General features: G+C 37.8%; 31 protein-coding genes, 1 pseudogene and 1 riboswitch. Of the genes and pseudogenes, 25 read left to right on the top strand and 7 right to left on the bottom strand.

Annotated elements, in window-relative coordinates:
* Nucleotides 1-327 precede the first annotated feature (327 nt).
* The 4 genes and pseudogenes from ACWODM_RS14980 to ACWODM_RS14965 all read left to right on the top strand — a co-directional run bounded on the left by ACWODM_RS14980 (nucleotide 328) and on the right by ACWODM_RS14965 (nucleotide 3,268).
* A pseudogene (locus ACWODM_RS14980) lies at nucleotides 328-771 on the top strand (NUDIX hydrolase).
* 275 nt (nucleotides 772-1,046) lie between these two features.
* Entirely contained in the window at nucleotides 1,047-1,673 is a 627-nt protein-coding gene (locus ACWODM_RS14975; protein WP_455322152.1) for a hydrolase, read from the top strand.
* 4 nt (nucleotides 1,674-1,677) lie between these two features.
* Nucleotides 1,678-2,688 (top strand): flotillin-like protein FloA, encoded by a 1,011-nt coding sequence (gene floA, locus ACWODM_RS14970; RefSeq protein ID WP_455322151.1) that lies wholly within the window; start codon nucleotides 1,678-1,680, stop codon nucleotides 2,686-2,688.
* A gap of 4 nt (nucleotides 2,689-2,692) precedes the next feature.
* Nucleotides 2,693-3,268, top strand: a complete 576-nt coding sequence (locus tag ACWODM_RS14965; RefSeq protein ID WP_455322150.1) for a hypothetical protein — start codon at nucleotides 2,693-2,695, stop codon at nucleotides 3,266-3,268.
* Nucleotides 3,269-3,322: 54 nt separating this feature from the next.
* On the opposite strand, the gene ACWODM_RS14960 is transcribed toward ACWODM_RS14965, so the two are convergent.
* The gene (locus ACWODM_RS14960) at nucleotides 3,323-5,014 is read right to left on the bottom strand and encodes a Na/Pi cotransporter family protein (RefSeq protein ID WP_455322149.1); all 1,692 of its coding nucleotides are present in this window, start codon (nucleotides 5,012-5,014) and stop codon (nucleotides 3,323-3,325) included.
* 447 nt (nucleotides 5,015-5,461) lie between these two features.
* On the opposite strand from ACWODM_RS14960, the gene ACWODM_RS14955 reads away from it, so the two are divergent.
* Both ACWODM_RS14955 and ACWODM_RS14950 read left to right on the top strand, forming a co-directional pair.
* The gene (locus tag ACWODM_RS14955; protein WP_455322148.1) at nucleotides 5,462-5,920 is read left to right on the top strand and encodes a GyrI-like domain-containing protein; all 459 of its coding nucleotides are present in this window, start codon (nucleotides 5,462-5,464) and stop codon (nucleotides 5,918-5,920) included.
* A 25-nt stretch (nucleotides 5,921-5,945) separates the two neighbouring features.
* Nucleotides 5,946-6,377, top strand: a complete 432-nt coding sequence (locus tag ACWODM_RS14950) for an N-acetyltransferase family protein (protein WP_455322147.1) — start codon at nucleotides 5,946-5,948, stop codon at nucleotides 6,375-6,377.
* Between the two features lie 71 nt (nucleotides 6,378-6,448).
* On the opposite strand, the gene ACWODM_RS14945 is transcribed toward ACWODM_RS14950, so the two are convergent.
* Together ACWODM_RS14945 and ACWODM_RS14940 are read right to left on the bottom strand one after the other, a co-directional pair.
* Nucleotides 6,449-7,120 (bottom strand): type 1 glutamine amidotransferase, encoded by a 672-nt coding sequence (locus tag ACWODM_RS14945; RefSeq protein ID WP_455322146.1) that lies wholly within the window; start codon nucleotides 7,118-7,120, stop codon nucleotides 6,449-6,451.
* A 141-nt stretch (nucleotides 7,121-7,261) separates the two neighbouring features.
* Nucleotides 7,262-7,681: a MarR family winged helix-turn-helix transcriptional regulator gene (locus ACWODM_RS14940; RefSeq protein WP_455322145.1), complete on the bottom strand. Its 420-nt coding sequence runs from the start codon at nucleotides 7,679-7,681 to the stop codon at nucleotides 7,262-7,264.
* Between the two features lie 66 nt (nucleotides 7,682-7,747).
* Here ACWODM_RS14940 and ACWODM_RS14935 point away from each other — a divergent pair, with 66 nt between their 5' ends.
* The 9 genes from ACWODM_RS14935 to tnpA all read left to right on the top strand — a co-directional run bounded on the left by ACWODM_RS14935 (nucleotide 7,748) and on the right by tnpA (nucleotide 13,809).
* Nucleotides 7,748-8,191, top strand: a complete 444-nt coding sequence (locus tag ACWODM_RS14935; RefSeq protein WP_455322144.1) for a GNAT family N-acetyltransferase — start codon at nucleotides 7,748-7,750, stop codon at nucleotides 8,189-8,191.
* 106 nt (nucleotides 8,192-8,297) lie between these two features.
* On the top strand, nucleotides 8,298-8,705 hold the full coding sequence (gene arsC / locus ACWODM_RS14930) for an arsenate reductase (thioredoxin) (protein WP_455322143.1): 408 nt from the start codon (nucleotides 8,298-8,300) through the stop codon (nucleotides 8,703-8,705).
* Between the two features lie 293 nt (nucleotides 8,706-8,998).
* Entirely contained in the window at nucleotides 8,999-9,790 is a 792-nt protein-coding gene (locus ACWODM_RS14925; RefSeq protein WP_455322142.1) for a hypothetical protein, read from the top strand.
* Nucleotides 9,791-9,892: 102 nt separating this feature from the next.
* Nucleotides 9,893-10,258: an ACT domain-containing protein gene (locus tag ACWODM_RS14920; protein ID WP_455322141.1), complete on the top strand. Its 366-nt coding sequence runs from the start codon at nucleotides 9,893-9,895 to the stop codon at nucleotides 10,256-10,258.
* 34 nt (nucleotides 10,259-10,292) lie between these two features.
* Complete coding sequence (locus ACWODM_RS14915; RefSeq protein ID WP_455322140.1) at nucleotides 10,293-11,120, top strand: dihydrodipicolinate synthase family protein; 828 nt, start codon at nucleotides 10,293-10,295, stop codon at nucleotides 11,118-11,120.
* A gap of 185 nt (nucleotides 11,121-11,305) precedes the next feature.
* On the top strand, nucleotides 11,306-11,755 hold the full coding sequence (locus ACWODM_RS14910) for a helix-turn-helix domain-containing protein (protein ID WP_455322139.1): 450 nt from the start codon (nucleotides 11,306-11,308) through the stop codon (nucleotides 11,753-11,755).
* Nucleotides 11,756-11,770: 15 nt separating this feature from the next.
* On the top strand, nucleotides 11,771-12,526 hold the full coding sequence (locus tag ACWODM_RS14905) for an ABC transporter ATP-binding protein (RefSeq protein ID WP_455322138.1): 756 nt from the start codon (nucleotides 11,771-11,773) through the stop codon (nucleotides 12,524-12,526).
* The gene (locus ACWODM_RS14900; protein WP_455322137.1) at nucleotides 12,504-13,145 is read left to right on the top strand and encodes an ABC-2 transporter permease; all 642 of its coding nucleotides are present in this window, start codon (nucleotides 12,504-12,506) and stop codon (nucleotides 13,143-13,145) included. The genes ACWODM_RS14905 and ACWODM_RS14900 overlap by 23 nt, the downstream gene beginning before the upstream one ends.
* A 175-nt stretch (nucleotides 13,146-13,320) precedes the next feature.
* Nucleotides 13,321-13,809: an IS200/IS605 family transposase gene (gene tnpA, locus ACWODM_RS14895; RefSeq protein ID WP_455322136.1), complete on the top strand. Its 489-nt coding sequence runs from the start codon at nucleotides 13,321-13,323 to the stop codon at nucleotides 13,807-13,809.
* 125 nt (nucleotides 13,810-13,934) lie between these two features.
* Here the strand turns inward: tnpA and ACWODM_RS14890 are convergent, their stop codons facing one another.
* Complete coding sequence (locus ACWODM_RS14890; protein WP_455322135.1) at nucleotides 13,935-14,900, bottom strand: NADPH:quinone reductase; 966 nt, start codon at nucleotides 14,898-14,900, stop codon at nucleotides 13,935-13,937.
* 193 nt (nucleotides 14,901-15,093) lie between these two features.
* Here ACWODM_RS14890 and ACWODM_RS14885 point away from each other — a divergent pair, with 193 nt between their 5' ends.
* The 10 genes from ACWODM_RS14885 (at nucleotide 15,094) to ACWODM_RS14840 (ending at nucleotide 20,893) form a co-directional block, all read left to right on the top strand.
* Nucleotides 15,094-15,564 (top strand): YbaK/EbsC family protein, encoded by a 471-nt coding sequence (locus ACWODM_RS14885; RefSeq protein ID WP_455322134.1) that lies wholly within the window; start codon nucleotides 15,094-15,096, stop codon nucleotides 15,562-15,564.
* Nucleotides 15,565-15,663: 99 nt separating this feature from the next.
* Nucleotides 15,664-15,765, top strand: a riboswitch (TPP riboswitch).
* 58 nt (nucleotides 15,766-15,823) lie between these two features.
* Nucleotides 15,824-16,387, top strand: a complete 564-nt coding sequence (thiT, locus tag ACWODM_RS14880; protein ID WP_455322133.1) for an energy-coupled thiamine transporter ThiT — start codon at nucleotides 15,824-15,826, stop codon at nucleotides 16,385-16,387.
* 221 nt (nucleotides 16,388-16,608) lie between these two features.
* Entirely contained in the window at nucleotides 16,609-16,890 is a 282-nt protein-coding gene (locus ACWODM_RS14875; RefSeq protein WP_455322132.1) for a type II toxin-antitoxin system RelB/DinJ family antitoxin, read from the top strand.
* Nucleotides 16,890-17,243 (top strand): type II toxin-antitoxin system PemK/MazF family toxin, encoded by a 354-nt coding sequence (locus ACWODM_RS14870; RefSeq protein WP_455322131.1) that lies wholly within the window; start codon nucleotides 16,890-16,892, stop codon nucleotides 17,241-17,243. The genes ACWODM_RS14875 and ACWODM_RS14870 overlap by 1 nt, the downstream gene beginning before the upstream one ends.
* Before the next feature lie 173 nt (nucleotides 17,244-17,416).
* Nucleotides 17,417-17,836, top strand: coding sequence for a GNAT family N-acetyltransferase (locus ACWODM_RS14865; RefSeq protein ID WP_455322130.1), 420 nt, complete (start codon nucleotides 17,417-17,419; stop codon nucleotides 17,834-17,836).
* A 26-nt stretch (nucleotides 17,837-17,862) separates the two neighbouring features.
* Nucleotides 17,863-18,093 (top strand): type II toxin-antitoxin system RelB/DinJ family antitoxin, encoded by a 231-nt coding sequence (locus tag ACWODM_RS14860; RefSeq protein WP_455322129.1) that lies wholly within the window; start codon nucleotides 17,863-17,865, stop codon nucleotides 18,091-18,093.
* A gap of 249 nt (nucleotides 18,094-18,342) precedes the next feature.
* The gene (locus ACWODM_RS14855) at nucleotides 18,343-18,795 is read left to right on the top strand and encodes a MarR family winged helix-turn-helix transcriptional regulator (RefSeq protein WP_455322128.1); all 453 of its coding nucleotides are present in this window, start codon (nucleotides 18,343-18,345) and stop codon (nucleotides 18,793-18,795) included.
* 50 nt (nucleotides 18,796-18,845) lie between these two features.
* Nucleotides 18,846-19,562, top strand: a complete 717-nt coding sequence (locus ACWODM_RS14850) for a B3/B4 domain-containing protein (protein WP_455322127.1) — start codon at nucleotides 18,846-18,848, stop codon at nucleotides 19,560-19,562.
* A 703-nt stretch (nucleotides 19,563-20,265) separates the two neighbouring features.
* Nucleotides 20,266-20,601: a type II toxin-antitoxin system RelE/ParE family toxin gene (locus tag ACWODM_RS14845; RefSeq protein WP_455322126.1), complete on the top strand. Its 336-nt coding sequence runs from the start codon at nucleotides 20,266-20,268 to the stop codon at nucleotides 20,599-20,601.
* A 1-nt stretch (nucleotide 20,602) separates the two neighbouring features.
* On the top strand, nucleotides 20,603-20,893 hold the full coding sequence (locus ACWODM_RS14840) for a helix-turn-helix transcriptional regulator (RefSeq protein ID WP_455322125.1): 291 nt from the start codon (nucleotides 20,603-20,605) through the stop codon (nucleotides 20,891-20,893).
* Nucleotides 20,894-21,345: 452 nt separating this feature from the next.
* Here ACWODM_RS14840 and ACWODM_RS14835 read toward each other — a convergent pair whose 3' ends face one another.
* From ACWODM_RS14835 to ACWODM_RS14825, 3 genes are all read right to left on the bottom strand, one after another.
* Nucleotides 21,346-21,900: a DUF1697 domain-containing protein gene (locus ACWODM_RS14835; RefSeq protein ID WP_455322124.1), complete on the bottom strand. Its 555-nt coding sequence runs from the start codon at nucleotides 21,898-21,900 to the stop codon at nucleotides 21,346-21,348.
* Nucleotides 21,901-22,002: 102 nt separating this feature from the next.
* A complete protein-coding gene (locus ACWODM_RS14830; protein WP_455322123.1) occupies nucleotides 22,003-22,851 on the bottom strand; it encodes a DegV family protein in 849 nt (282 codons plus the stop codon).
* Nucleotides 22,852-22,935: 84 nt separating this feature from the next.
* Nucleotides 22,936-24,051 carry an LCP family protein gene (locus ACWODM_RS14825; protein ID WP_455322122.1) on the bottom strand — a complete coding sequence of 372 codons (1,116 nt, stop codon included), beginning with the start codon at nucleotides 24,049-24,051 and terminating at the stop codon, nucleotides 22,936-22,938.
* Nucleotides 24,052-24,244: the final 193 nt, after the last annotated feature.

The following is a 24,244-nucleotide window of genomic DNA, read 5'->3' as shown; positions in this document are numbered from 1 at the left end:
CCACAAACAGCGTTTGAACAAGCACTGAAGCAAACGCTTAGTTGATTTGACAACGAGCCTCTCGCACCATGACTTCCGTCTGGGAAGGCTGGCAATACCAGCCTGTATGAATCAGACTATCATGGCGTTACTCATTATCAAATCAACACTGATACTTAGCAATAACATACGAATTTCACTTTTTTCAAAAAGTGGCTAACTTGTTCTTGAAATTTTGGATTGGAAAAAATCCAGATTTTTGAAGAGATAGATGGAATGAATTAGTTCTATGCCGGATATTGTATAATTAGTAGAAATGAATATGTACTTATATGGGAGTGTCCATTTTTGAGAGTAAAACTAATTTCACATGCATTAATAAGTAACAAGAATCAGTATTTACTAAACAAACGTTCTAACATTAAACGGGGTAAAAAGAATGTTTATCCATTATACTGGGATATACCCGGTGGAAGTGTTGAAGACATGGAATTGCCAAGTGAGGAAGTTTTAAGAGAAATACTTGAAGAAGTGGGCCTTCATATAATGATTAAAAGTATTATTCACGAAGATAGTAACTTAGATAAACAAAAAAACACTATTTTTACCCGACTAGTTTACGAGGGAGAGATAAAAGAAACGGATTCAGAGATGAACATTGTCCTTGATCCCGAGGAGCATTTAGAATACAGATAGATCCATTCTTTAGAAGAGTTAAGACAAGAAAATATTGTTCCATATGTCAAAGAAATCTTTAAAAATATGAATGAAAATAAAATAGAGAGTCCCTAATTTTTGCGAGACTATTTTATAAAAAAACAATACATATTTTTAAATGATCCGTTCCTTGTTAAAATGTCAGACTACTGGATATTCATGTCTAACTACTCTTAAAGTTTCAAGGTAGGATACAACAGCTTGTAAATTCCGCTTTTGAAAGCGAAGCTCTATAAAGAGTGTTTTCTTTGCGATTTCCCAACAGGAATACTTCTCTAGCCTTATGACAATCTTAATAGAACATGATATGATTAAATCAGAGGGAATATTCAATAAAGGAGGCGAGGACTATGGAAAGTTTATTACTCACGATCGGATTTGTCGGGATAGTATTGGCGATACTCACGCCCTTCACTAAGCTGTCATCTCTTGTGACACTTGTTAGTTTCTCTTTGTACTTTTATTTTAGTGGAGTAGAGAACTGGCTACCCCTCATGCTGTTTGTATTAGGACTTCTCTTGATCGTTTTTGAGATTTTTATTCCCGAATTCGGAATAGCCGGAATACTGGGGGCAATCCTGCTCATTGCTGGCTTGTACTGGACAATCGGTGATCTAGGCCAAACAGTTCGGGATTTGAGCATGGCCGTTGTCATTACAACTGGACTAGTGGTTTATCTGGTTAAAAGAGGTTATTCTTTAGCAAATGTGAATAAATTGATTTTACAAACGAATCTTGAAACAAATGTTGAGGTAAAACCGGAAGAAACACAGCTTAGCCTACAACCAGGATTGATCGGTAAAGCGCAGACATCTCTAAGGCCTTCTGGAAAAGCAACCTTTGGTGAAGAAAGTGGCCCAATATTTGATGTCTTGAGCATAGAAACACTGATTTCCAGTGGTACACCGATCATTATTGACAAGATTCAAGGAACAAAGATTTTAGTAAGAGAATACAAACAAGAAGATGGAGGGTGAAATAATGAATTATTATGGACAGCCAGAAGCAGGTGTAGGATACATTGGATTGATCATTATTGCGGCACTTATCGTCGTTCTATTAATGCTTTTCTTGAGATTCGTGCCCGTCGGATTATGGGTAACAGCCTATTTCTCTGGCGTAAAAGTAAGTATTGGTACCTTGATTGGAATGCGTTTACGAAGAGTGAATCCGCAAAAGATCATCCAACCGTTGATCAAAGCGACTAAAGCCGGATTGATTCTTTCAACCAATCAGCTGGAAGCCCATTATTTAGCGGGAGGGAATGTCAATCGTGTAATCGATGCACTGATTGCATCTCAACGTGCAGATATTGATTTGGAGTTTGAAAAAGCCGCAGCGATCGATTTAGCAGGTCGTGATGTCTTTGAAGCGGTACAGGTCTCTGTAAATCCAAAAGTCATTGAGACACCAAAAATTTCAGCAGTGGCGAAAAACGGGATCGAGATCATCGTAAAAGCGAAAGTAACTGTACGTGCCAACATCGAACGATTAGTCGGTGGTGCAGGAGAAGATACAATCATTGCCCGTGTAGGTGAAGGGATCGTTACAACAGTAGGTTCTTCTGAGAAACACGAAGCCGTTTTACAAAATCCTGATTCGATTTCTAAAACTGTTTTGAGCAAAGGTCTGGATTCAGGGACAGCATTTGAAATTCTGTCAATCGATATTGCAGACGTTGATGTGGGCCGAAACATTGGGGCAGAGTTACAAACTGACCAAGCAGAGGCAGACAAAAACATCGCCCAAGCGAAAGCGGAAGAACGACGCTCAATGGCGATCGCTCAAGAACAAGAGATGCGTGCAGAAGTTCAAAAAATGCGTGCTCGAGTAGTGGAAGCCGAAGCTGAGGTTCCATTGGCAATGGCAGAAGCCTTGCGTCAAGGAAATCTAGGCGTGATGGATTACTACAAATTACAAAATATCAATGCAGATACAGAAATGAGAGAATCTATTTCTGGACAGGTAGATCAATCAGACGAAGAAGCGTGATAGTATGTTTATTCTTATCGGTACACTCATTCAGTTTATCGTTGGTTTCGCTCCGCTGATCATTATGATTCTTTTTGTAAGCCGAATGTTCAAAGCACAAAACAACAAAAATAAAAATCAAAAAAGTGGAGAAAATCTTCGAGCTTCGAACAAGACTCCTCAGCGAAATGCTGAAAATAAAGGGTTTTTACAACAAATGAAGACCGAATTTCAGCAGGTGTATGAAGAGGAACAACAAAAAAATCAAAGAAATGCGCATGTTCAACAACGTGTAAAAAAACAGCAGCCTGTTACTCAGACACTAACTTCTGAACAACGAGCAAAGCAGCAGCGAACCAAGGAACGTTTACAAGCCGCTCAAGTTGAGAGAGGGCGTCAATTTCATACTGCAAGTCGTTCCCTTGAACAACAGCCAAGGAATGAGCTTCGTGTTGAAAAAACGTCTAAAGCGACCTCTTCTTTGAGAACCAAGAGAGAACGAAAGATGCAGTTTGACAAGAAAAATCTTGTACAGGCAATGATTTACAAAGAAATAATAGACAAACCTGTATCGATCAGAGATGAGCAGGCAGTTAAATAATCAATAGAAAAAGCTCTTTAAACGTCAATCGTTTAAAGAGCTTTTTTGGATGAATCAATTATGCGCTAATAGTTCTTGCTTGAAGGATGTGTCAGCAGTTGCTGCGGCATTGACGTATCTAGCGATTCTCAAGCTATGATCACCGACCCGTTGCAGTTTCACCAAGACATCTACATATACACTACTAGCTACTTTTGTATTACAGATATCTTCTGCCATACGAGTGAAATGCTTGTCGCGGAACTCTTCCTCTACAGTTCGCAAGTAATCTTCGGCTTCTTTTAGTTTCTCATAACCCGAGGTGTCGTTGTCATTGAGCATTTGAATACTTTCCTTCAACAGCTCAAGGACCATTTTGTACATCGACTCCAAGTCTTCCAGAGCCTCTTTCGTAAATTCTTCTTTGTTTTCATAGATTTGCTTATAAAATTCAGCCAAATCAATATTCAGATCACTAATACGTTCCAGACTTTTTACGCTTTCTAGATTCTTAGTGTAGTCTTGTGTGATCACATTGGTTTCGCCGCGTTTGACGATTGCTAATAGGTAGCGAGTTAGATTGTTGTCCAGATCATCGACCATTTCTTCTAACTGCTGAATCACATCAAAGTCTTCACTGTCCTTAGATTTAAGATAGTCATTTGTCGTCTCAAAGGATTCTAGAACCAGATCAGCCATTTGAGAGATCGTTTTTTGGGCAAGCTGCATGGCGCCTTCAGGATAGTGTTCCACCAAGTCGTAATCCAACGGTTGGATTTTCTCGCGGCTTTTGATCTTGTCTTCTCCTGGGATGATCCATTCCAATAAGCGAATAAACATCGGTACGAATGGAATGATCGCAAAGGTGAAGATCAAATTAAAAACAAAGTGATTGATACCGACAGCCATTGCCGGAGAGCCTCCCATGATACCATTCAACCAAACGACAAAGGCGGAGTAAGGGACGATCAGGAACATCATGATCACAGCGCCTAAAATATTATAGATCGCGTGGAACCAGCCTGCACGTCTTGTAGAAACAGATCCACCAAAGGATGCCAGTAAAGCGGTCAAAGTGGTTCCGATGTTTGAACCAAAGACAAAGGCCGAAGCAGCTGCCATGGTCATTTCACTGTTGCCATAAAGCTGTTGGACAATGGCGATCACGGCAGTGGATGAATTGATCACTGCAGTCGCGACTGTACCAGCTAACAAAGCTAGCCAATTATTTTCTGATGTAACACGTATAAAGTTCTCAAATTCAGGCAAATGTTGTAAGAGAGCTAGCTGCTCACCCATGATTTTTAAGCCGACAAATGTAATCCCAAAACCAAAGATGATGAAACCGACGCTTTTATAAAACTGTCGAGAAACAAATAATAGGATCAAAGCACCGACAAAAATAAAATAGAAACCAAGTTCTTCGACATTCAGCCCAATGATGAGAGCGGTTACAGTGGTCCCCAGATTAGCACCAATAGAAATCCCTATTGCTTGTCTAAGCGACATCAGACCGGCACGAACCAAACTGATAGAAATCACTGTTGCGGCAGTACTCGATTGCATCAAAGCAGTGATGACTGTTCCGACAAGAATCGATGACCACAGACTTCCTGTGTATTTTTCGATATAGTCGCGGACTTTTGTTCCAGCGGCGTCTCTAAGACCGTCTCCTAAAAATTTGATGCCAAGAAGAAATAAACCAAAGCCTCCTAAAATTACATTAAAGTGTATATCAGATAATTGTGTGACTGCTGTAGAAATCATATTTTTCCTCCAATAATTACAATATGCAAATTTCATTATAGCTTAATTACCAAGGCTTGAATAGACCAAAAATTAACAAAACTAACGGTAAATTTACAATGTTTACCTTTAGTTTACATATAAAGCGACCTTTTTTTCTATGAAAAGAGAGAACAGCTATTTTTAATCGTTATTTTTTTAAAAGTGTTTTCTCTGGAAATTGCTAAGAATCAACAAACGAATAGAATTCTTTCTGTTATAAATAAAGAAGGAATTTTTACAAAGTTCTTAAAGAAATATTGTCAGCAAAAAACTGATTTTTTTGAAAAAAATGACATCCTGATGATAGATTGTCCCATTCAGCGTGACAAAAAAGTCCAATTGTCTTCAAGTGAAGGACAGTTGGACTTTTTTGTCACGAGGAATGATTGGCCAATCTTCCACTTTTTTTGAAAGGGAAGGAACAATATGACCTATAAAATAGAGAAACTAAGAGATTCAAAGTTTGTGTATATGAGAGCAACCGGTGTTTATGGTACTTCAAAAAATTTCCAGATGATGACTGATTTTAAGCAGTGGTTGCTTGAAAATGACTTTTGGAAAGAAGTATTGGAAAATGGCATCATCTGCATTGCTCAAGATGATCCGGAAAAGATAGCAGCAGAAGCTTGTCGTTATGACTTGGTCGTTTTTACAAAGAAGGAAATTCCTGACGATTCACGAATCGATACAGGAAACTTTTCGGGTGGAACATATGCCGTTTTTTCGATGCCTCACACTACGCAGGCTGTCCAATCTTTTTGGTCGTCATTTGAAGAAACAGTTTTGCAAAACAAATTATCTTTGCGAGAACATCCGATATTGGAGAGATATAAAGAGGAAATTGGAGAGAAAAAGAAGTGTGAATTTTTAATTCCAATTGATTAAACAAAGAAAAGGAGCGCTTACTAAAATGAAAATCGAAAAAGCAACGAGAGAGAATCTGCCTCAGATCGTTGCCTTACATCAAAAGTTGGTTCCCTTTGAACTGACATTGGAGGATGCCGAGGCTATCTATCAAAAAATGATCCATGATACTGCTTATTACTTAGCTGTTGCCAAAGAAGGGGATCAGGTTTTAGGAACAGCCTTAGGGATTTGCTGTCAAACACTGGCTGCGCCTTTTTTAGTGATCGAAGATGTTATCGTGGAAGAACGTTTGCGAGGAAATGGGATCGGAAAAAACTTGATGCATTCTTTGGATGTCTTTGCTGAAGAAAAACAGTGTCAGTATGCTCTTTTAGTCTCTTCAGGACACCGTAAAGCAGCTCATCATTTCTATCAAAGGATGGGCTTTACAGAAGATGTCCTTGGTTTTAGAAAAGTATATGATACTACTGTATAAATTTCTAACAAATATACAAAAGAATAGAACCTATGACTTGAACATCATAGGTTCTGTTTATTGCTCGGAGTTTAAGCTGTTATGTGGTCCAACAAAGCAAACATCACACTTCTATTTTCAGCGGGCACCTGCGTGTCTATAATAACTGCGGGTGATTGTTGAAGGGCATTTTTGTCATCAGCATATTGAGCATCGTTGATCACGATCTCTCGTAGATCATCCTGCTCTGGTTCAAAATGAAACTGTAATCCAAGGATTTGGTCATTCATAATGAATCCTTGGTTTTCGACCAGATCGCTACTGAAAAGTAGCTCTGCTCCTTCAGGGATTTCAAACATTTCTTCGTGCCAATGTAAGGCTAGGAGTTGATCAGGGATGTCGGAAATCTGATTTGATCGTAGATAGACCGGTGCCCAGCCGACTTCTTTATAAGGTGCTTTTGAGATTCCACAACCGACTGCTTTAGCAATCTGTTGTGCACCAAAACAGGCACCAAATATAGGAACATTCTTCTCGATAAGCGTGCGAATCAACTGACGTTCTTCCGCGATCCACGCTAGGTCATCATTGGGACTCATCGGACCGCCTAAAATAATCAATAGATCCGTTTCTTCAGCGGTTGGCAGAAGCCCGGCAAATTGATATGGATGGTAGACATACATGTCGTGCCCATTGGCTTGAGACCATGCTTTGATCGCGCCAGGTCCTTCGTTAGGGGTGTGTTGCAAAACATTGATTCTCATGCGCTTGACCTCCTTTTTTGTAAGACAGAGAATTATTTTTTTCGTTAATTTTAAAAGAAAATCTATTGAAAAGCAATAGTTAAAGAGACCTGTTACTATACAGTTGCATTTGCAACTGTATATGATAAAATAGACACGTACTTACAGAGAAAGGTTTATTTTATTTAATAGCTGCTGCAACACTTCTTTTTCTGAGTGATCCAGCGACACCAAAGCAGTTTGAATATATTGTTGCTCTAGCTTTGAGAGGATCGTGTAGAGTTCTTTGGTTTTTTCTGTTGGAAACAGTTGATTGAATCGTTTGTTTTCAGGATTGCTTTTCTTTAGAAGATAATCCTCTTGCTCAAGTTTTTTGAGCGCTCTACTCAAAGTGGTTTTATCGACATTCATCAGATTGACTAGCTCCGCTTGAGAGATGCCCTGATTTTCAACGATCCGTATGAGGTAGAGAAATAAATTATTGTCGAGCTGATAGCTAGCCGCCAGCTGATTCATATCGGTGGTTGCTTTGCGGGAAATCGAACCGATTAATCTAAATAAAGCAATATCTGTTTGATTCATAACCATTCTCCTGTCTTTGTAGTTGCAAGACTATTGTACAGGAAATGAAAGAAAAGAGGAATCCTTGTGTGGAAAATCAAAACATTGGAAGAACTATCTAGCCTAGAGCTTTTAGAAATTTTACGGTTGCGGATCGATACCTTTGTGATCGAACAAGAGCGAATCTATCATGAAGTAGACGACAAGGATCTTCTCGCGTATCACATCTTTTATCACAATCCGGATACGCAAAGAGTTGAAGGCTACGCCCGAGTATTTCAAACCAATGAGCATGTGACTTTTGGAAGAGTCGTGATCAGCAAAGCATTAAGAGGTACGGGGCAAGGAACGTACTTGATGGAACAGGTATTAGACGTATGTAGAAGCAATTATCCTAATCAAAAAGTCGAGATCGAGTCACAGGAACAAGTCGTTCCATTCTATGAAAAATTTGGCTTTGAAGTGATTGGAGAGCCTTTTATTTTTGAAGGATCACCCCATGTTGAGATGCAGTTGATTCAAATACCTTAAAGGGACAAGTGTGCGAAAAGCTTGCCAAGGGGTTCTAAGTTATGGCATGAAAGAAATAACAAAAAAAGACACAGCTGAATCTAGTTGATCAAGAATCGAGGAAAAGATGGAAAAAATCTATTTTTTATGTACGGGAAACTCTTGCCGCAGTCAAATCGCGGAGGCCTATGGAAAGAAATATCTCTCTGAACAAGGAGTGGAAGTCCGCAGTGCAGGAATTGAAACACACGGCTTGAACCCAAGAGCTGTTAAGATAATGGCAGAAGACGAGATTGATATTACCGATCAGATCTCAGAATTGATTGATCCGGATTATTTTGCGCAGGCAGATTTGATTATCACACTTTGTGGCGATGCAAAAGATAATTGTCCAGTTATTCCAAAGACAGCGACTCATCTCCACTGGGGGGTGAAGGATCCGGCAAAGGCACAGGGAAGTGAAGCCGAGATCGCCGAACAATTTCGAGCAGTAAGAGATGAGATCAAACAAAAAATTCAAGCATTGAAAAAATAAGGGGATGAGCGCTGATTGAGAAAGTCTGAATCAGTGCTCATTTTTTCTTTGACAATTTTCGCCTCAGTTCAAAATGGGAGCGTTTGCTATTATAGGGGGATTCCCTTATAATTTAATATATAGATTGTGAAATGACAGATAATACCGCGAAGAGGAGGAAAAGTCTATGATGAAAAAAATATCCGTCCTATTCAACGGTATCGAGTGCAGCCGGAGGTTCTGGAGCGCCAGTTGAGATCGTCCATGATACCAATGTTGAACTAGACTATGACGTCATGCCTTATGAGGAAATGATGAGTGATCCTGATGAATTTACTGATATGGAATTAGAGGTCAGTGGTCTTGGGGTTGCGGCTTTGGAAGAAGAGAATGTGTACACCATCTGGATCGTGCATCAGGGCGATGACGACCAAATGTATTTAGGTATCTTACCTAAAGATACTGTCGGTTCAGATTATTTTATCGAAAATGATCTACAGTTTTTATTAGCTGGTCATGCAGCTCCTGTAGGAATAACCGCAGATGCACAGTTTGTTGATATCTTTACCTATGATGACGCTGAAGGGAACGAGGTCTCTGTTCCGCGACTCTACATCGAAAATGTGGAGGTCGTGGAAATGATGGATTATCGTTTTATTGGAGTCAATACTTTAGGTTGGCCGCTTGAGGAGTCTCGCATCGGTGATACCGTGACTTTTGGAGAAAACGAAGAGCTGGTTGTGACTTTTGATGATTTTAGACCTTTGATGGATAATGAGGATCTTTACTATCTTGTTTATTCAATAACGAATAATACCGATATTACGCTATCTATGCCGATACTATTTGCTGCCTCGCAAAATGGAGAGGATCGTATGCCGAGTGACGGTGGGATGGTCATGTCGGATGAGTTGTCAGAATATGAGTTTTTTGCTGATATTGAGTCTGGAGCGACTTCTCAAATGGTCATGATTTTTTCTGATTTAGATAAAGATGCTCCCCTTAATTTGCTAGTCAGCGCTTTTTTGAGCAATATGGATGAAGATATGTATGAACCATTGGGAGATTCTTATATGCTAAGAGTCAATCTTCCAGTGATCGATTAAGAGGCTGCGCAAGCCTCTTTTTTCTTTTTGATTGTCAATTTTTAAAATACGAATTAAACTAAATACAGAACTACCAATGAAATGAGTGAGGAGAGGATCTATATGCTATTAAACGTTTTGTCTGATGAATTTTCTGTTGTCCAAGTTTCAAGCATGGAAAAAATAGATTTTTCGATTGATCCTTTGTTCATAGGAAAAACTGAAGAAGAAATCTCTGTTGTCTTACCAACGAACTGCGTTTCTTTTGAAACGATCGCTCGAGAAGATCATTGGAAAATGTTTAAGATCGAAGGCATTTTGGATTTTAGTTTAGTCGGTATTTTGGCTAAGATCTCAACCTTGCTAGCAGAAAGTGACATTAGTATTTTTGCAGTATCGACGTTTAATACTGATTACATTCTTGTGAAGACCGCTGATTTTGAAGAAGCTGAAAAAGTATTAAAGGCAAATGGTTATCAAATAAACTGACGAGCATGTTTATTTTTAGAATAAGGGGTGTCAAATGGATTTTGAGCTAAAACATAACTACCATATTGCAGTACCAACGGCATTCGATGAAAAAGAAGAGGTGAATTCTTCTGCCACAATCGAGCATATCTTGTACTTGCAGGAACAAGGGATCCATTCAGTATTGATGTGCGGTACAACGGGTGAACAACACAGTATGACTTTACAGGAAAAAATGAGCTTGCTTGAAGCGGTCGAAAAAGAAAATCGTTGGCATAGGGATTTTGAAATTCTTTTTGGTGTCGCTAGTATCAGACAAAAGGAAGCGGTCGAACTAACCAAATACATCAATGATTTACAGACTGTGTCTGGTATTTTATTAGGTTTTCCACCGTATGTCCTTCCGAATCAAGCAGAGCTAAAAGGCTATATAGAGAGTATTCTTCAAGTGACGGAAAAACCTGTTATTCTTTACAATAATCCTCGAAGAATAGGCGTGGATGCTGATGCTGAGCTTTTGAATGAAGTTTTTCGTCATTCAAATGTCATCGGGATAAAGGAAGCCGGAGATCCTCAAAAAATCCTTCAATTTGATGTATCTCAGAAGCAACCTTTTTATATTTATGCTGGTGGTGAAGCAGACTTAGCTGAAAAAGTGGCATTAGGTTATCATCGTTTGTCTTCTGTCGGCGGAAATCTGTATCCAAACGAGATCAAGGAATGGTTTGATCGATTGTTGGCAGGTGCTACAGAAGAATTTGAATTTGCAAAAGGACTAGCAGAAAAATTAGCAGACAGTCCTATTGATCGTCTGAAAATGGAAATCACTAAAAAGGAACAGATCGACATGGGAAGAGCACGTCAACCACTCGGGAATCAATAGTTATCGGGAAAGATAGGGAGGAATCATTTTCTTCTCTATCTTTTTTTGTCTCAAAACTACTGGGCTAACGAGGTATAATGAAGAAGGTAGTGATTCAGGCAACTAAAACGAACAAAATCTGTCCTTGTCGCTTGCTTTTAAATCTAGATCAATCAGTTATGATTATAGTATGGAGTGTGAAAAGTATGAAAAATACGAAACAAAATATTGCGATGAATCTCAGTCATCTCCGCAGCAAACAGAATCTGTCACAAGAAGAATTGGCAGAAAAAGTCGGTGTCACTCGACAAGCGGTCGCAAAATGGGAAAATGGACAGTCTCTGCCGGATATATTGAACTGTGAAGCCTTAGCGGATCTGTTTGATGTGTCCTTGAATGATCTTGTCCGCTATGACTCAAGAGAATCGGGTGTTCCGATCGGACCTAAAGACAAGCATATCTTTGGCGCAGTCACGATCAGTGAGAGAGGACAGATCGTTCTTCCTAAAAGAGCGCGGGATCTGCTTCATCTGCAAGCTGGGGACACTCTGGTTGTTTTAGGGGACACCAATCCTGTGACAGCTGGACTGGCTTTGATCAGCAGTGACACATTTCTGAGAATGACTGGTCAAGCAGTCGACGATATTTTTAAATGAAAGTGAGCAAAAGTTATGAACAGTTTATCAGTAAATGGCATTACCAAGCATTATCCCAACTTTATTTTACAGGATATTGATTTTTCAGTGAAACCCGGTAGGATCATGGGATTGATTGGGAAAAATGGAGCTGGAAAATCTACGACATTGAAAGCGATCTTGAACATGATTCACGTAGATAGCGGAAAGGTCGAGATGTTTGGCAAAGATTTCCTGCAACAGGAACAAAGCTGTAAGCAACAAATCGGCGTGGTTCTGGGAGGAATCGATTTTTACAAAAATAAAAAATTGAAGGATATCACGGCAGTAACTCGACAGTTCTATCCCAATTGGAATGAATCATTACATCAAAAATATTTGCAATTGTTTGCTTTGGATCCACAGAAACGAGTAAAGGAATTGTCATCGGGAATGAAAGTCAAATACTTGATTGCGATCGCCTTATCCTATGAAACGAAATTATTGATTTTAGATGAACCGACAAGTGGGTTAGATCCTGTCTCGCGTGATGAGCTGTTGGCATTGTTCCGCCAGCTGGTTGCAGATGGACAACGCAGTATTTTATTTTCCACGCATATCACATCAGACTTAGAAAAGTGTGCCGATGATATCACATACATTCAACAAGGAAAAATGATTCACAGCGATGAGAAAGAGGCATTCATTCGCTTCTTTGATCCGTTAAAAACAGAAGAAGAGGAGTCGTTATCTTTAGAAGAGATCATGATTCGTTCAGAAAGAGGGACCCATGGTTATCAATCTATTATATAAAGAACTGCGTTTAGCAGCACATCCTAATTTATTCATCTTTGCTTTGTTGGGCATATTGGTCATTGTGCCGGAGTATCCTTATGGCATGGTCTTTATTTTTGGTTGTTTGGCACCCTATATCACCTTTATGTATGGTCGCGAAACCAATGACATTTTTTATACTTCTCTGCTGCCGGTAAAAAAGCGGGATATCGTGAAGGCAAAATGTTTATTGTTGGTCGTGACACAATTGACCCAGTTATTGATTTCCGTTCCTTTTGCTGTTTTACGCAATTATTGGTTCGCGAATAATCCTGTAGGAATTGAACCGAATGTTGCTTACTATGGCTTCGGTTTATGTATCTTTGCATTGTTCAATAGTCTTTTTCTGCCGGTCTTTTTTAAAACAGCTTATCAGTCTGGCTGGGCTTTCTTAGTGGCAATCATTCCGACCGTTATTGCTGTGACTATTATGGAAGTACTAGTACATTTCCCGGCATTTACGTGGTTGGACAGTGTTGAAGGTGCGATGCTACTTCGTCAGCTTCCGATCTTACTGATAGGGATGATCGTTTACAGTGTCAGTATGCTGTGTAGTTATTATTTGTCAGCGAAATCTTTTGACCGTGTAGATTTGTAAGAGAAAAAGCAAGCGGACGTCGCTTGCTTTTTCTTTCGTTATGTGTATTGAAAACCCCTGGCTATGCCGGGGGTTCCCAAGAGCTTCAAGCGAGGTATTAAAAAAGCCTCCTAAAGATGATAAGATGAAATTGGTTTCCCGACCACCACATCCATCAACTTAGGAGGTGCCTATTATGAAAAAGGCTAATGAAAGTTTATCACACACAACATGTAAATGTAAGTATCACATTGTTTTTGCACCCAAGTATAGACGGCAAGTGATTTATGGGAAGTATAAGAAAAGTATAGGTGAGATTATCCGAACATTATGTGAAAGAAAAGGAGTGGAGATCCTCGAAGCAAATGCGTGCAAAGATCATATCCATTTACTCGTAAGCATCCCACCAAAATATAGTGTGTCAAGCTTTGTAGGCTATCTAAAAGGTAAAAGTAGCTTAATGATTTTTGATAGACATGCGAATTTGAAGTATCGATATGGGAACAGGAAATTTTGGTGTAGAGGTTATTACGTGGACACAGTAGGAAGAAATAAAAAGCAGATTGAAGAATACATTCGAAATCAAGTACAAGAAGATTATACAGCGGATCAGCTCACACTGTTTGAAGAGTATGATCCGTTTACAGGACAAAAAAAACAAGAAGAAGTGAAAGAGATTCTTTAAGGATCAGTGAGTAAAAGTGGTGCAAGCGGGAAATTTTTCAGGAAGCCTTTTAGGCTATGGCCGGTAAAAGAGGCTTTCAGCCGAAGAACGAACCTCCAGTTCACACTGGAGGTTTTGATTTTGCTTTAGTCTGGTTGGATTTCCAGCAAGATTTTTCCTTGAGCCTTCGAATGGATGATATCATACTGTGCCTGGGAAGCCTCTTCCAATGGATAGGTCTTGCCAATCACTGGTGTGAGAACTTTTTGATCCAGCATTTTTTCAATCTCATCTAAACAATGCTGATAGCCTGCAGGTTGATAATGCCAAACAGCCATTCCTAAAATATCGATTTCTTTGGCCATCGTTTGTCTTGGATCAAATTCGAGTGTTCCTCGGTTACCTACGACCACAATTCTTCCGAATGTATTGATTACACGTAAATCATTGGTCAGGTTTTCGTTCGCCAGCATCTCAATGATCAGATCGACCTCTGAGATATTTTTCAAATACTCGGACTCATGATGGTTCAACACCAGATCGGCGCCATTTTTCTTAACGGCAGCCATTCCTTCAGCACTACCGGCAGTCCCGATGACATAGGCGCCCTGATGTTTGGCCATTTGGACAGCCAGCATCCCGACACCACCAGAAGCACCGTGAATCAGCACTTTCTCTCCTTGGGCGAGTCTTCCTCTTTGGAAGAGTGCTTTATACGCTGTGGTCGCAGGAACGCCGATCGCTGCTCCTTCTGCGTAAGACATAAAAGAGGGAAGTTTGCGAATAGCATCTGCACCACAAACAACTTTTTCCGCATAGGTCCCTGTTGTTTTAGAAAGGGTAGAGGCAACAAAAACTCGGTCACCCACAGCAAAACCTTGGACCTCCTTGCCGATTTTTTCGATCTCACCTGCACCGTCAAAACCTGGGATATAAGGAAGCTCAGGTGAAAAGAAGGCATAGCCTCCTGCCCGTATATAAGTTTCAAAAGGATTGACACCCGCAAAATAAAGTTTGACCATCACTTCATTTTTATCTACTTCAGGTTCCTTGGTCTCTACCAGCTGCAGGACTTCTGGATCACCAGTTTGACTCATCTTTATAGCTTTCATTTACCGATCCCTCCATTTTTCTATATTCTATCTTTAGCGTACACCTTGTCTAATGGTAGTTCAAGAAATTCGTCTAGCTAAAATACTCTCAAAGATTTTTGAGAAATAATCAAAAGACTCCTATCATCAGTCTACCTATGTTAAGATAATAGATAAGTTTTTTCTATTAATTATCATTTTTTGGAGGGATTATATGTCTTTAGATCAAGTGAAACATTATTTTTCCAGTATAGGTATGGAGGATCGAATAAAAATATTAAATGAATCCAGTGCAACCGTTGAAGAAGCAGCCAAAGCACTAGGTTGTCAGCCACAAAATATTGCCAAGACCATGTCTTTTTCTTTAGAGGATGAGTCAATTCTTGTAGTGATGGCTGGTGACGTAAAAGTCGATAATAAAAAATATAAATCGTTTTTTGGAAAAAGAGCAAAATTGATCTCAAGAGATCGGGTAGAGGAGGCAATCGGTCATTCACCTGGTGGGGTCTGTCCTTTTGCGATACATCCAAATGTTAATGTCTTTTTGGATGAATCCTTGAAACGGTTCGATTGGATCTATCCTGCTGCTGGCGATGATCACAGCGCGGTTCAGCTGACACCTGGAGAATTAGAAAAATATTCTGCCGCAAAAGCTTGGGTGGATGTTGCCAAAGAATGGGCATAGCAATTTGAGGCACTAATTGGTTTTAAAGTGCTACGTTAGAATTTGGATTGATTTATTAAAAATATCCACTTATAATAACTTTACAATAAAAAAACAAATCGTAGCGTTATGGGGTGCTTTTGATAAAGCTGAGATGGAGGATTCCAAACTCTTTGAACCTGTGAGGTAAACCTCGCGTAGGGAACAATGTTCAATGTTCATTTTTTGGTGACCGTTGAACATTGTTTTTTTGTTGCAATTTTTTCTAGGAGGAAAAGCTATGCAAACAAATCGCAAGGTTTTATTTATGATTGAAATGGCACTTTTTTCAGCAATCGCCGTTGTATTGGATTTATTTTCATTCAGTGCTTGGGGACAAGGAGGAAGTATCTCTCTTCAAATGGTTCCGATTTTCATGATGTCCTTTAGATGGGGCTGGAAAGGAGGGGTTGCTACTGGCTGGGTATTTGGTTTATTACAACTAATAATGGGTGCCTATATCATTCATCCATTTCAAGCATTATTAGATTATCCATTAGCGTTTACAGCAGTCGGGTGTTCAGCCTTGACAGCAAATCTTATCAGAAAGGCTGTCGAACAAAAGAGTCAAACCAAAGCTGTTGTATATATTACTTTAGGCTGTCTCACAGGTAGTTTTTTACGATTGGTTTTTCATAATCTGTCTGCCATGATTTATTTTGGTGCGAGTGCACCAGCTGACCAACCAGTTTGGTTGTATGCAACTATCTACAATGTTTCTTATATCCTTCCAAGTTTCATCCTGAGTGTTCTTTTACTTTTAATTTTAGTTCAAGCACGAAACTCTATTTTTTACAAAAAGTAGGTAGTACAGAGAAATGAACAATCAAAAACGGTCACTAGTTTTTTAATTATGGACAAGAGAGAGTGATAAGCAAAGAGAGGATATCAACACTGTTAGCGTCTTTTGAAAGGTTAAAAGTTTAATAAAATGGAACTCAAAAGGAGTTAAAAATCATTCTTTAGTTGTTAATTTGAGTACGATTGAGTATAATATAATCAAATATGATTAAAAGGAGAGGCATTATGGCGACTAAAGATAGATTACAGGTCAGTATGGACAAAGAACTAAAAGAACGTGTCTCACGTAAACTGGCTATGATGGGTTTAAATACAAGTACTGTTGTTCAAGCATTATTTATCCAAATCGACGCTCAAGACAAAGTACCTTTTGATTTTTCTTTAAGTGAAAAACAAAAGGAGATGGAAACTCTCCGAGAAATCGTTTCCGAACAAGCGATCACTCATAAATTTGAGAATGAAACAGATTTTGCAGAATGGTACGATGAAGAGTACGGAGAATATTAATGGCTAGCAATTTTTTTCCAGATGATATAGTTGTTACCTTTATTGGTTTTTCGGCGAACAACGGAGGGAAAACACGTCCAGCTGCTGTCATTTTAGACACAGAAGACACATTGATTGTTTATCCGATTACCTCAAAATATACCAATAAATCTCCAAAAATCAAAAGGCAGTATTTCCAGATCATCGATTGGAAGTCTTCGGGTCTGACTAAACCGTCATGGATCGATATTGGCAATAAAGTAGAGCTTTCAAAGAGAAGTATTGAGACTCATAAAATCGGTTCACTTACAATTTCTGATATCAAGCGCCTAAGGATCTTTATTTCCGATTTTCACAGGACTAAGAAAAATTAGCATTAGACATACGCAGATTTATTTAAATAACTTTGATCGAGGTATGGGAGATAAATTCTTTCATACCTATTTTTTATGTGTAATGATATGTTTAAAAGAGAAGGTTTCTCCTAAAATATATGGTATAATCGTAGAAATTTAAACTAATTTGATTGATGAAAGGACTGAAACATATGAGTTACCATATAATTACAACAATAGATGGACAGCATGTCGATGACCTCTACGGTTTATATAAGCAGGAGTGGTGGTCAGATAAACGAAAATTTGAAGATGTTTTGCGAATGCTTGAAAACACAGATGTTCTTATCGGAATATGTGACAATGAGACGAATAAGCTGATTGGTTTTGCTCGTGTTCTTTCAGATTTTGTTTATAAAGCTCTCATATTAGATGTGATCGTCCATGAGGATTACCAAGGAAAAGGGTTAGGGGGATTACTGTTAGATCAGATAATAACACAGCCGAAACTTCAGTCTGTTCAGAGCTTTGAATTGTATTGTAAGTCAGATAAAATGTCTTTTTATGAAAAATGGGGCTTCACTGAAAAATTAGGTGATCTCAACCTTATGAGAAAAAATTTTCAAGGATAGTTTTCACTTACCTAAGGAGGATGCTTATGAAGCTGTTGCAAGTAAAACTCGACCATGAATTAGTAGACGAAGCTGAAGCAATTTTAGAGAATTTAGGTTTGGACCGCGCAACTGCTTTGACACTTTATTACCAGCAAATTGTCTTGAACAAGGGATTGCCCTTTGATGTTAGACTGCCTCGCAAACTAAATCAAGAAACAATTGCTGCTTTAGAGGAAGACTTATCTGGTAGCAAAGCATACTCTAGTTTAGTTTAGATGAAATGTGGAAAGAGTTAGAGATCTAAGCTATATTTGATATCCAGTTAATTGCGTTATTTGAATCGTTTTTAATGAGGTATGAAGGGATTTTTCCTTCATACTTTTTTTGACTAAAAAAGAGGAGAGACGTAGCACATAAAAAAACAAAGAAGCACTCATATTATATAAGAGATACATGTTGTATTTGCAATAAAAGTAGTGTATCATTTGAATAAATTAAATATATAGAAGGAAAGGCACAAGTGAATGGAAGATATTTTAAGAGATTTAGGGATCATAGCAAGAGCACTTGATTCTATAGCTAATATAGAGTTCAAGGAATTAGCCTTAACCAAAGGGCAGTATATTTATTTGGTTCGTATTTATGAAAACGAGGGTATCATACCAGAAAGATTGGCTGAATTAGTTAAAATTGATCGAACGACTACCTCCAGAGCGATAAAAAAATTAGAAGAAAACGGCTTTATTGAAAAAAGACCTGATGATAGCAACAAGAAAATCAGACGTCTTTATACAACTGAGATCGGCAAACAGGCTGCCTTATTTATACTGAGGGAAAATAAACATTCGAATAAGGTCGCCTTAGAAAATTTTAACGAAGATGAAGTTCAAACAATGAAAAAGTTATTAACTAAGATGAAGAATAACATTGAATTTGAATGGATGTATGTAAAAAATGGCAACAAACGGGAGTATTAAAAGGAAACACGATTGATTTCGCTAGACTAAAAAATAGAAGGGGACCTACCATGACTAAAGTAATGATAGATTCAGAATTTTGGGAAATTTTTCCTGATGCGCAAATCCATCTTCTCATTGCGCAAAATATTGATCAGTCCATAGAACCAGATACCCAGGATTATTTTGTCCAATTATTGAATGAGAGTAAGCAAGAAGCCGCAAAATTTTTGACCGATGAAACATTTAGTAACAATCCGGTGATTCAAGAGTGGCGTGAAGCTTTTCAAAAGTTCAAAACCAAAAAGGGTGCACGTTCTTCTATTGAAGCGTTATTGAAGAGAGTCAATCAAGGTCGCGAATTTTTGCCAATCAATCCTTTAGTTGATATGTATAATAGTGTTTCGATGAAATATGCTGTTCCAATGGGTGGAGAAGACTTAGATACGATTGAAGGAGACTTGCATTTAGGAAAAGCTAAGGGAGGGGAGCCCTTCTTTCCTTTAGGCGCAGACAAGGATTCCCCCGCATTAGCTGATGAAATTATATATTATGATGACTTAGGTGCTATTTGTCGTTGTTTAAACTGGCGCGAGGCACAAAGAACTATGCTTCAAAATGACACAAAAAATGCCATATTAGTGATTGAAGCAATCAATGTAGGTCAAGCTATAAGAGCTGATGCTGCTATGGTAGAACTGAAACAATTAATAAATGATTATTTTAACATTGACATTACAGCAGCCGTTTTGACAAAAGATCATAGAGAATTTGCTATTAATGAATAATTCTGTAAACGTCACAACGAAGCAATATTTACCCGACTATAAGACACCTGACAGAATGACAAATATATTTTATTCTTTAGAAAGATCTACAGATTACATGATTCAAGCATTCAAAGAAGAAATTTGAGTGCTTTTTCTTTGTCTTTTATCAAAGACTGGTGAGTGTTTTGAAAAAGAAAATTTGAACAAGTTTATTTAGTACCACGATACTACTTAGTACCGTGGCACCTGTTGTTTCAACTACTTATGCGGATGAAGATGTTTCTGATCAAACTTCAGAACCTGAAATTCCAAATGAGTTCAGTTTTCCAATTAAAGAGATACCTGATACAGGGGAGACTATTAATGAAGAAAAAATTCAACAGAACAATCTGAAGACTTAGAATTACCTGAAGAAAAGTAAATTGTCGCTTGGATTGCCAATCAACTTGAGAGTATTGACATAAAGCCTGAAGATACAGAGTATACAACTCAACAGAGAGATACTTTATGGGCGATTTTGATAAACGCAGAGACGACAATTGCTGATCTGGCCAGGATAAACGCCTTATTGAGTACTTATTTTTTTAATAGAATATTGAATATAATGTTGAAAATATACGTATATAAAAATAGAATGTAGGAATACGATATTATTAATGTGCAGATAGTTTATCAGTTGACTTTTGATAGTGCGTACAATATCATAAAGGTAGGTGTAAGAATGAAATTTGAAATGTCCCCAGACTTTAAGGAGTTTTTAGGAAATCTTCCAAAAAAGGATAGATTGAAATTAGCTTCAACTATTTTCTCTATTGAGTCAAAAGGGATTGAAACTGCTAAAAAAATGAAGTGGATAAAGAAATTAGAAGATAACTTATTTGAGATAAGATCAACATTAGGGAGCAATACACAACGAGGAATCTATTTTCACATAGAGAATGACCGATATTATCTCACACATGGATTTTCAAAGAAAACACAGAAAACACCACCAAAAGAGATTAGAAAAGCTAAAAATATCAGATATAGGTATTTTCTTGAGAGAGGACGGAAATGAAATGGATAAAAAATCAATTTATTTTGATGATTGGCTTGAAGAACATTTGGCAAATGAAAGTCAAGAATATAGAGAAGAATTCGAAAAAGAATTATTTAAGATGGATTTAGCTGTTCAAATTAAAGAGCTTAGAACAGAGCAAAAACTTTCTCAACGTGAATTTGCCAAGAAAGTTGGAGTTTCTCAATCAACAATTGCAAATATTGAACTTGGAAATGCAGAACCGAACATAGATACTATGTATGAAATTGGACGAAAAAATAATAAAAAACTAACAATCAGTTATTCTTAACATCTATAGCAAAAAAACTAAATCAATATTGGAAAAGCATTCAAGAAGTTTGAGTGCTTTTTTTGTTGCCAATAGTCAGAAACTTGTAAGCTTTTGACCATATGATGTAGGGGAATGGCGACACGCTAGGCATTTGTATCGTGTAATTAAAATTCTATATTCTAGTTTACATAATATATATTATACAAAGTTACATTCAAACTTTTAGCGGTCTAACAGCATTTTGTTCTTTCTGTTGGTCAACCTTCTTTTGGTTCCTTTACGTTATTTCTATATTGTTACGTTTGTTTAATTTTATTCAGCAGAATTGTTTTTAGTTATTTTAAAACCAATACTTTATAATTATCTTACATATTATTTTTCTCACAACTGATAATTCACTATTTCTTCACTAATTTAAAAACCATGCTGTTTGATTAGTCATGGTTTTTAATTAAGCACATATATGGTTATCAGCTTTCTTTTTCAAAAGATGCTGCGATCGTCAAAACTTTATGAAGCGTGTTGAAATTTCTGGATGTTGAGACGGTCTGAAACTGTTTTTCTACTAATTGATTATTTAATTTACTTCTGCCAGCATTACCTGGAATATACAAATAGGCGTTGCTTTCTGACAAAATAATTTTTTCGTCCGTACCAGCGATCTTTTCGTTGATTTGCTGCAGATTTTCATGCTGCGCTGCATCTCTCATCATGCAAAAAAATACTCTTTTTAGATCAAAAACAGGCTCTATAAACGGATTTTTCTCTAAAATATCATGTACTTCTTCAGGTGTTCGAACGACAACGTCTAGCTTGGGACCAATAAATGTATGAATCAATTCTTGAATCTTTTCTGCTGTGAGTAAAGAATCCTCTTGTGTTTCCAAGATGATATTTCCAGTATGCAGATAGGTTCGTGCATTAGGATATCCTTGCGCTCTAAGTAGTTCCTGTAAATCTTTCATAGGTACACGATTCTTACCATATGGCATCACACCTCTTAAAAACACAAGCTGAATACTCATATTCATTTCCTCCTAGTTTTCTCAATTGAATTTTTTAAGTTTACATAATAAAATTATTGTTTAATTGAGTTTAAAAAAACTCGCGAGTTCGCGAGTTTTTCATTATTTTGCACAAATAGCAAAACCGATTGCTTTTTCTCCTAAATGAGTGCCGATTACTGGACCGAAATGACCAATTTCTATTGGGACTTCCGGATATTTTTCTTGAAGTTTACTTTTTTCTTCAATAGCCACTTCTAAATTGTTGGCATGAATAACATAAAACTTAACGGGACGAGCAATTTCCTTTTTTCGTTGTCCAAGAATCTCTTCTGCTCGACTGAAGGCTTTTTTGCTAGAACGAATTTTCTCAAAAAGCACAATTTTCCCATCATCGAAGGTCAAAACAGGTTTGATTTTCAAAAGTCCTGCGACAAGAGCAGCACCATTCGTCAGACGCCCTCCCCTAACTAGATTATCTAGGTCATCAACGATCATATAAGCATACGTATTGTCTCGGATCATATCCAGATGATCAATAATTTCTTCTAAAGTTTTACCAGCTTCAGATAAATCTAATACCGCTTCAACCATATGGCCCATTGGCATACTAGTGATCTTTGAATCATAAGGAAGAATTTTCAAGCCATCTACGGCATCAACGATCGTATGAAGATTTCTAACAAAGCCAGAAATCCCTAAAGAAAGATGAATGCTAATCACAGCATCGTAGCCTTTTTTTGCCAATGATTCATATAACTCAAGCGCCTCTCCTAAGGCAGGTTGAGAAGTAGTTGGGAATTCTTGACTATTTTTAAGCAGTTCATAATATTCATCTGCTTTGATATCGATGCCTTCATTGTAGATTTTTCCATCTAAGATCACAGGAATTGGAATAACAAATAGGTCTGGATGTTTTTGAATTTTTTCAGGTAAAAATGCCGTGCTATCAGTAACAATTGCTAATTTCAATTTTCTATATCCTCGTTTCAAAAGATTTTCAAACGTTACTATATAATATAGCATATAGTGGTTCCGTTGTGAAAGTCCTTCCTCTTATTTTGCGAGAAAATCGTGGATCGCCTGACGGTTCATTTCGCTATCCACCATAATATAACTTCCTACCGCATAGGATTCACCATAATTCCACGAATTTTCGACAGGGATACTCAAGCGATCAACGCCACCTGCTCCTTTAGCGATCGAAAACGTATTTCTTAATAAGAAGGCTGTAGAAAGGTCTGTTGAAGTATAACCTAATACTTTTCCGGCTGCATAAGGAAGCTTCAAAATAGCAAGTGGATTCTTCATCTCACTAAAAACTCCATTCATTACTTGTTGCTGACGTCTAACACGGCCGAAATCGCCTTCTTTGTCCATTCTGAAACGTGCATACTGTAACAGCGTCAATCCATCCATTTTTTGAGGACCTTTTTCAATAGCAACTTCAATATACTTACTCATGTCCTTCTCAGCATCGATGTAGACACCACTAGGGAAAAGCGTATCAATCGTTTTCTCGAACGTTTTGAAATCGACTGTCATATAATATTTAGCCTCAATCCCAAAATTCTGAGAAAGTGTTGTTCGAACCAGCTCCGCACCACCATATGCATAGGCAGCATTGATCTTGTTCTCTCCAACATCAGGAATAGTCACTAAGGTATCACGCATAAATGAAATTAATTTCGGTTTTTTTGCAGGACCATCTAGTTGTAAAACCATAATCGTATCTGCTCTGGCAGTCTCGCCGTCACGACTGTCATTTCCTATCAGAAGAATATTGTTTGCGCCGCTACTAGAGGTGAAGCCGTTAAATGTTTCCATCTGCTGTGGAGTATCTGTATCCATTTTTGCCACAAATTGTCCTAAAAAGAAGGAAAATCCGGAATAAATAAGCAACAAAAGTAACAGCTTGATGATAAAACGTAAAAAGCGGTGCTTCTTACGTTTCTTTGGCTTCCCTCCTTTATTGTAAGGGACTTGTTTTTTCTTTTTATTTTTTTTCGATATATTGTAAACAGGTTGTTCTGTATTTTCTTCATAAAAAGATGGCTCTTGATTATTTTGAGAACGCCTCTCTCCTTCTCTACGTTTACGTTGAAAGAGGGATTGCTTTGATGCTTGTTGAGATTCTTCATGTATGTCTTTGTATCGATCCATTCGACTCATGGGTCGCACCTCCAAAATTTGATCCTCTCTATAGAATACATTACCTAACTGATAAATCAATCAAAATCGCGAATTTTATAATCAAGTTAGCCACCTGAAAAATAAAAAAACATCATAGTGAAAAATCATGTATTATTAGGGTTCCGATACCAACTAATAAGGAGATTTTCACTATGACGTATTCAAATTCTAC

It is taken from the genome of Enterococcus olivae, from assembly GCF_053760925.1.
This window is presented reverse-complemented; position numbering and strand designations above follow the sequence as displayed.

What these genes read in the sequence shown, in the direction of transcription:
- ACWODM_RS14920 (WP_455322141.1), top strand. Translation starts at nt 9,893, where the DNA reads ATGCTATTAAACGTTTTGTCTGATGAATTTTCTGTTGTCCAAGTTTCA.
- ACWODM_RS14915 (WP_455322140.1), top strand. Translation starts at nt 10,293, where the DNA reads ATGGATTTTGAGCTAAAACATAACTACCATATTGCAGTACCAACGGCA.
- ACWODM_RS14840 (WP_455322125.1), top strand. Translation starts at nt 20,603, where the DNA reads ATGGATAAAAAATCAATTTATTTTGATGATTGGCTTGAAGAACATTTG.
- tnpA (WP_455322136.1), top strand. Translation starts at nt 13,321, where the DNA reads ATGAAAAAGGCTAATGAAAGTTTATCACACACAACATGTAAATGTAAG.
- ACWODM_RS14885 (WP_455322134.1), top strand. Translation starts at nt 15,094, where the DNA reads ATGTCTTTAGATCAAGTGAAACATTATTTTTCCAGTATAGGTATGGAG.
- ACWODM_RS14900 (WP_455322137.1), top strand. Translation starts at nt 12,504, where the DNA reads ATGGTTATCAATCTATTATATAAAGAACTGCGTTTAGCAGCACATCCT.
- ACWODM_RS14845 (WP_455322126.1), top strand. Translation starts at nt 20,266, where the DNA reads ATGAAATTTGAAATGTCCCCAGACTTTAAGGAGTTTTTAGGAAATCTT.
- ACWODM_RS14950 (WP_455322147.1), top strand. Translation starts at nt 5,946, where the DNA reads ATGAAAATCGAAAAAGCAACGAGAGAGAATCTGCCTCAGATCGTTGCC.
- ACWODM_RS14870 (WP_455322131.1), top strand. Translation starts at nt 16,890, where the DNA reads ATGGCTAGCAATTTTTTTCCAGATGATATAGTTGTTACCTTTATTGGT.
- ACWODM_RS14860 (WP_455322129.1), top strand. Translation starts at nt 17,863, where the DNA reads ATGAAGCTGTTGCAAGTAAAACTCGACCATGAATTAGTAGACGAAGCT.
- ACWODM_RS14925 (WP_455322142.1), top strand. Translation starts at nt 8,999, where the DNA reads ATGAGTGATCCTGATGAATTTACTGATATGGAATTAGAGGTCAGTGGT.
- ACWODM_RS14855 (WP_455322128.1), top strand. Translation starts at nt 18,343, where the DNA reads ATGGAAGATATTTTAAGAGATTTAGGGATCATAGCAAGAGCACTTGAT.
- ACWODM_RS14960 (WP_455322149.1), bottom strand. Translation starts at nt 5,014, where the DNA reads ATGATTTCTACAGCAGTCACACAATTATCTGATATACACTTTAATGTA.
- ACWODM_RS14975 (WP_455322152.1), top strand. Translation starts at nt 1,047, where the DNA reads ATGGAAAGTTTATTACTCACGATCGGATTTGTCGGGATAGTATTGGCG.
- ACWODM_RS14835 (WP_455322124.1), bottom strand. Translation starts at nt 21,900, where the DNA reads ATGAGTATTCAGCTTGTGTTTTTAAGAGGTGTGATGCCATATGGTAAG.
- ACWODM_RS14945 (WP_455322146.1), bottom strand. Translation starts at nt 7,120, where the DNA reads ATGAGAATCAATGTTTTGCAACACACCCCTAACGAAGGACCTGGCGCG.
- ACWODM_RS14825 (WP_455322122.1), bottom strand. Translation starts at nt 24,051, where the DNA reads ATGAGTCGAATGGATCGATACAAAGACATACATGAAGAATCTCAACAA.
- ACWODM_RS14850 (WP_455322127.1), top strand. Translation starts at nt 18,846, where the DNA reads ATGACTAAAGTAATGATAGATTCAGAATTTTGGGAAATTTTTCCTGAT.
- ACWODM_RS14865 (WP_455322130.1), top strand. Translation starts at nt 17,417, where the DNA reads ATGAGTTACCATATAATTACAACAATAGATGGACAGCATGTCGATGAC.
- ACWODM_RS14875 (WP_455322132.1), top strand. Translation starts at nt 16,609, where the DNA reads ATGGCGACTAAAGATAGATTACAGGTCAGTATGGACAAAGAACTAAAA.
- ACWODM_RS14910 (WP_455322139.1), top strand. Translation starts at nt 11,306, where the DNA reads ATGAAAAATACGAAACAAAATATTGCGATGAATCTCAGTCATCTCCGC.
- ACWODM_RS14955 (WP_455322148.1), top strand. Translation starts at nt 5,462, where the DNA reads ATGACCTATAAAATAGAGAAACTAAGAGATTCAAAGTTTGTGTATATG.
- ACWODM_RS14965 (WP_455322150.1), top strand. Translation starts at nt 2,693, where the DNA reads ATGTTTATTCTTATCGGTACACTCATTCAGTTTATCGTTGGTTTCGCT.
- floA (WP_455322151.1), top strand. Translation starts at nt 1,678, where the DNA reads ATGAATTATTATGGACAGCCAGAAGCAGGTGTAGGATACATTGGATTG.
- ACWODM_RS14890 (WP_455322135.1), bottom strand. Translation starts at nt 14,900, where the DNA reads ATGAAAGCTATAAAGATGAGTCAAACTGGTGATCCAGAAGTCCTGCAG.
- ACWODM_RS14940 (WP_455322145.1), bottom strand. Translation starts at nt 7,681, where the DNA reads ATGAATCAAACAGATATTGCTTTATTTAGATTAATCGGTTCGATTTCC.
- thiT (WP_455322133.1), top strand. Translation starts at nt 15,824, where the DNA reads ATGCAAACAAATCGCAAGGTTTTATTTATGATTGAAATGGCACTTTTT.
- arsC (WP_455322143.1), top strand. Translation starts at nt 8,298, where the DNA reads ATGGAAAAAATCTATTTTTTATGTACGGGAAACTCTTGCCGCAGTCAA.
- ACWODM_RS14905 (WP_455322138.1), top strand. Translation starts at nt 11,771, where the DNA reads ATGAACAGTTTATCAGTAAATGGCATTACCAAGCATTATCCCAACTTT.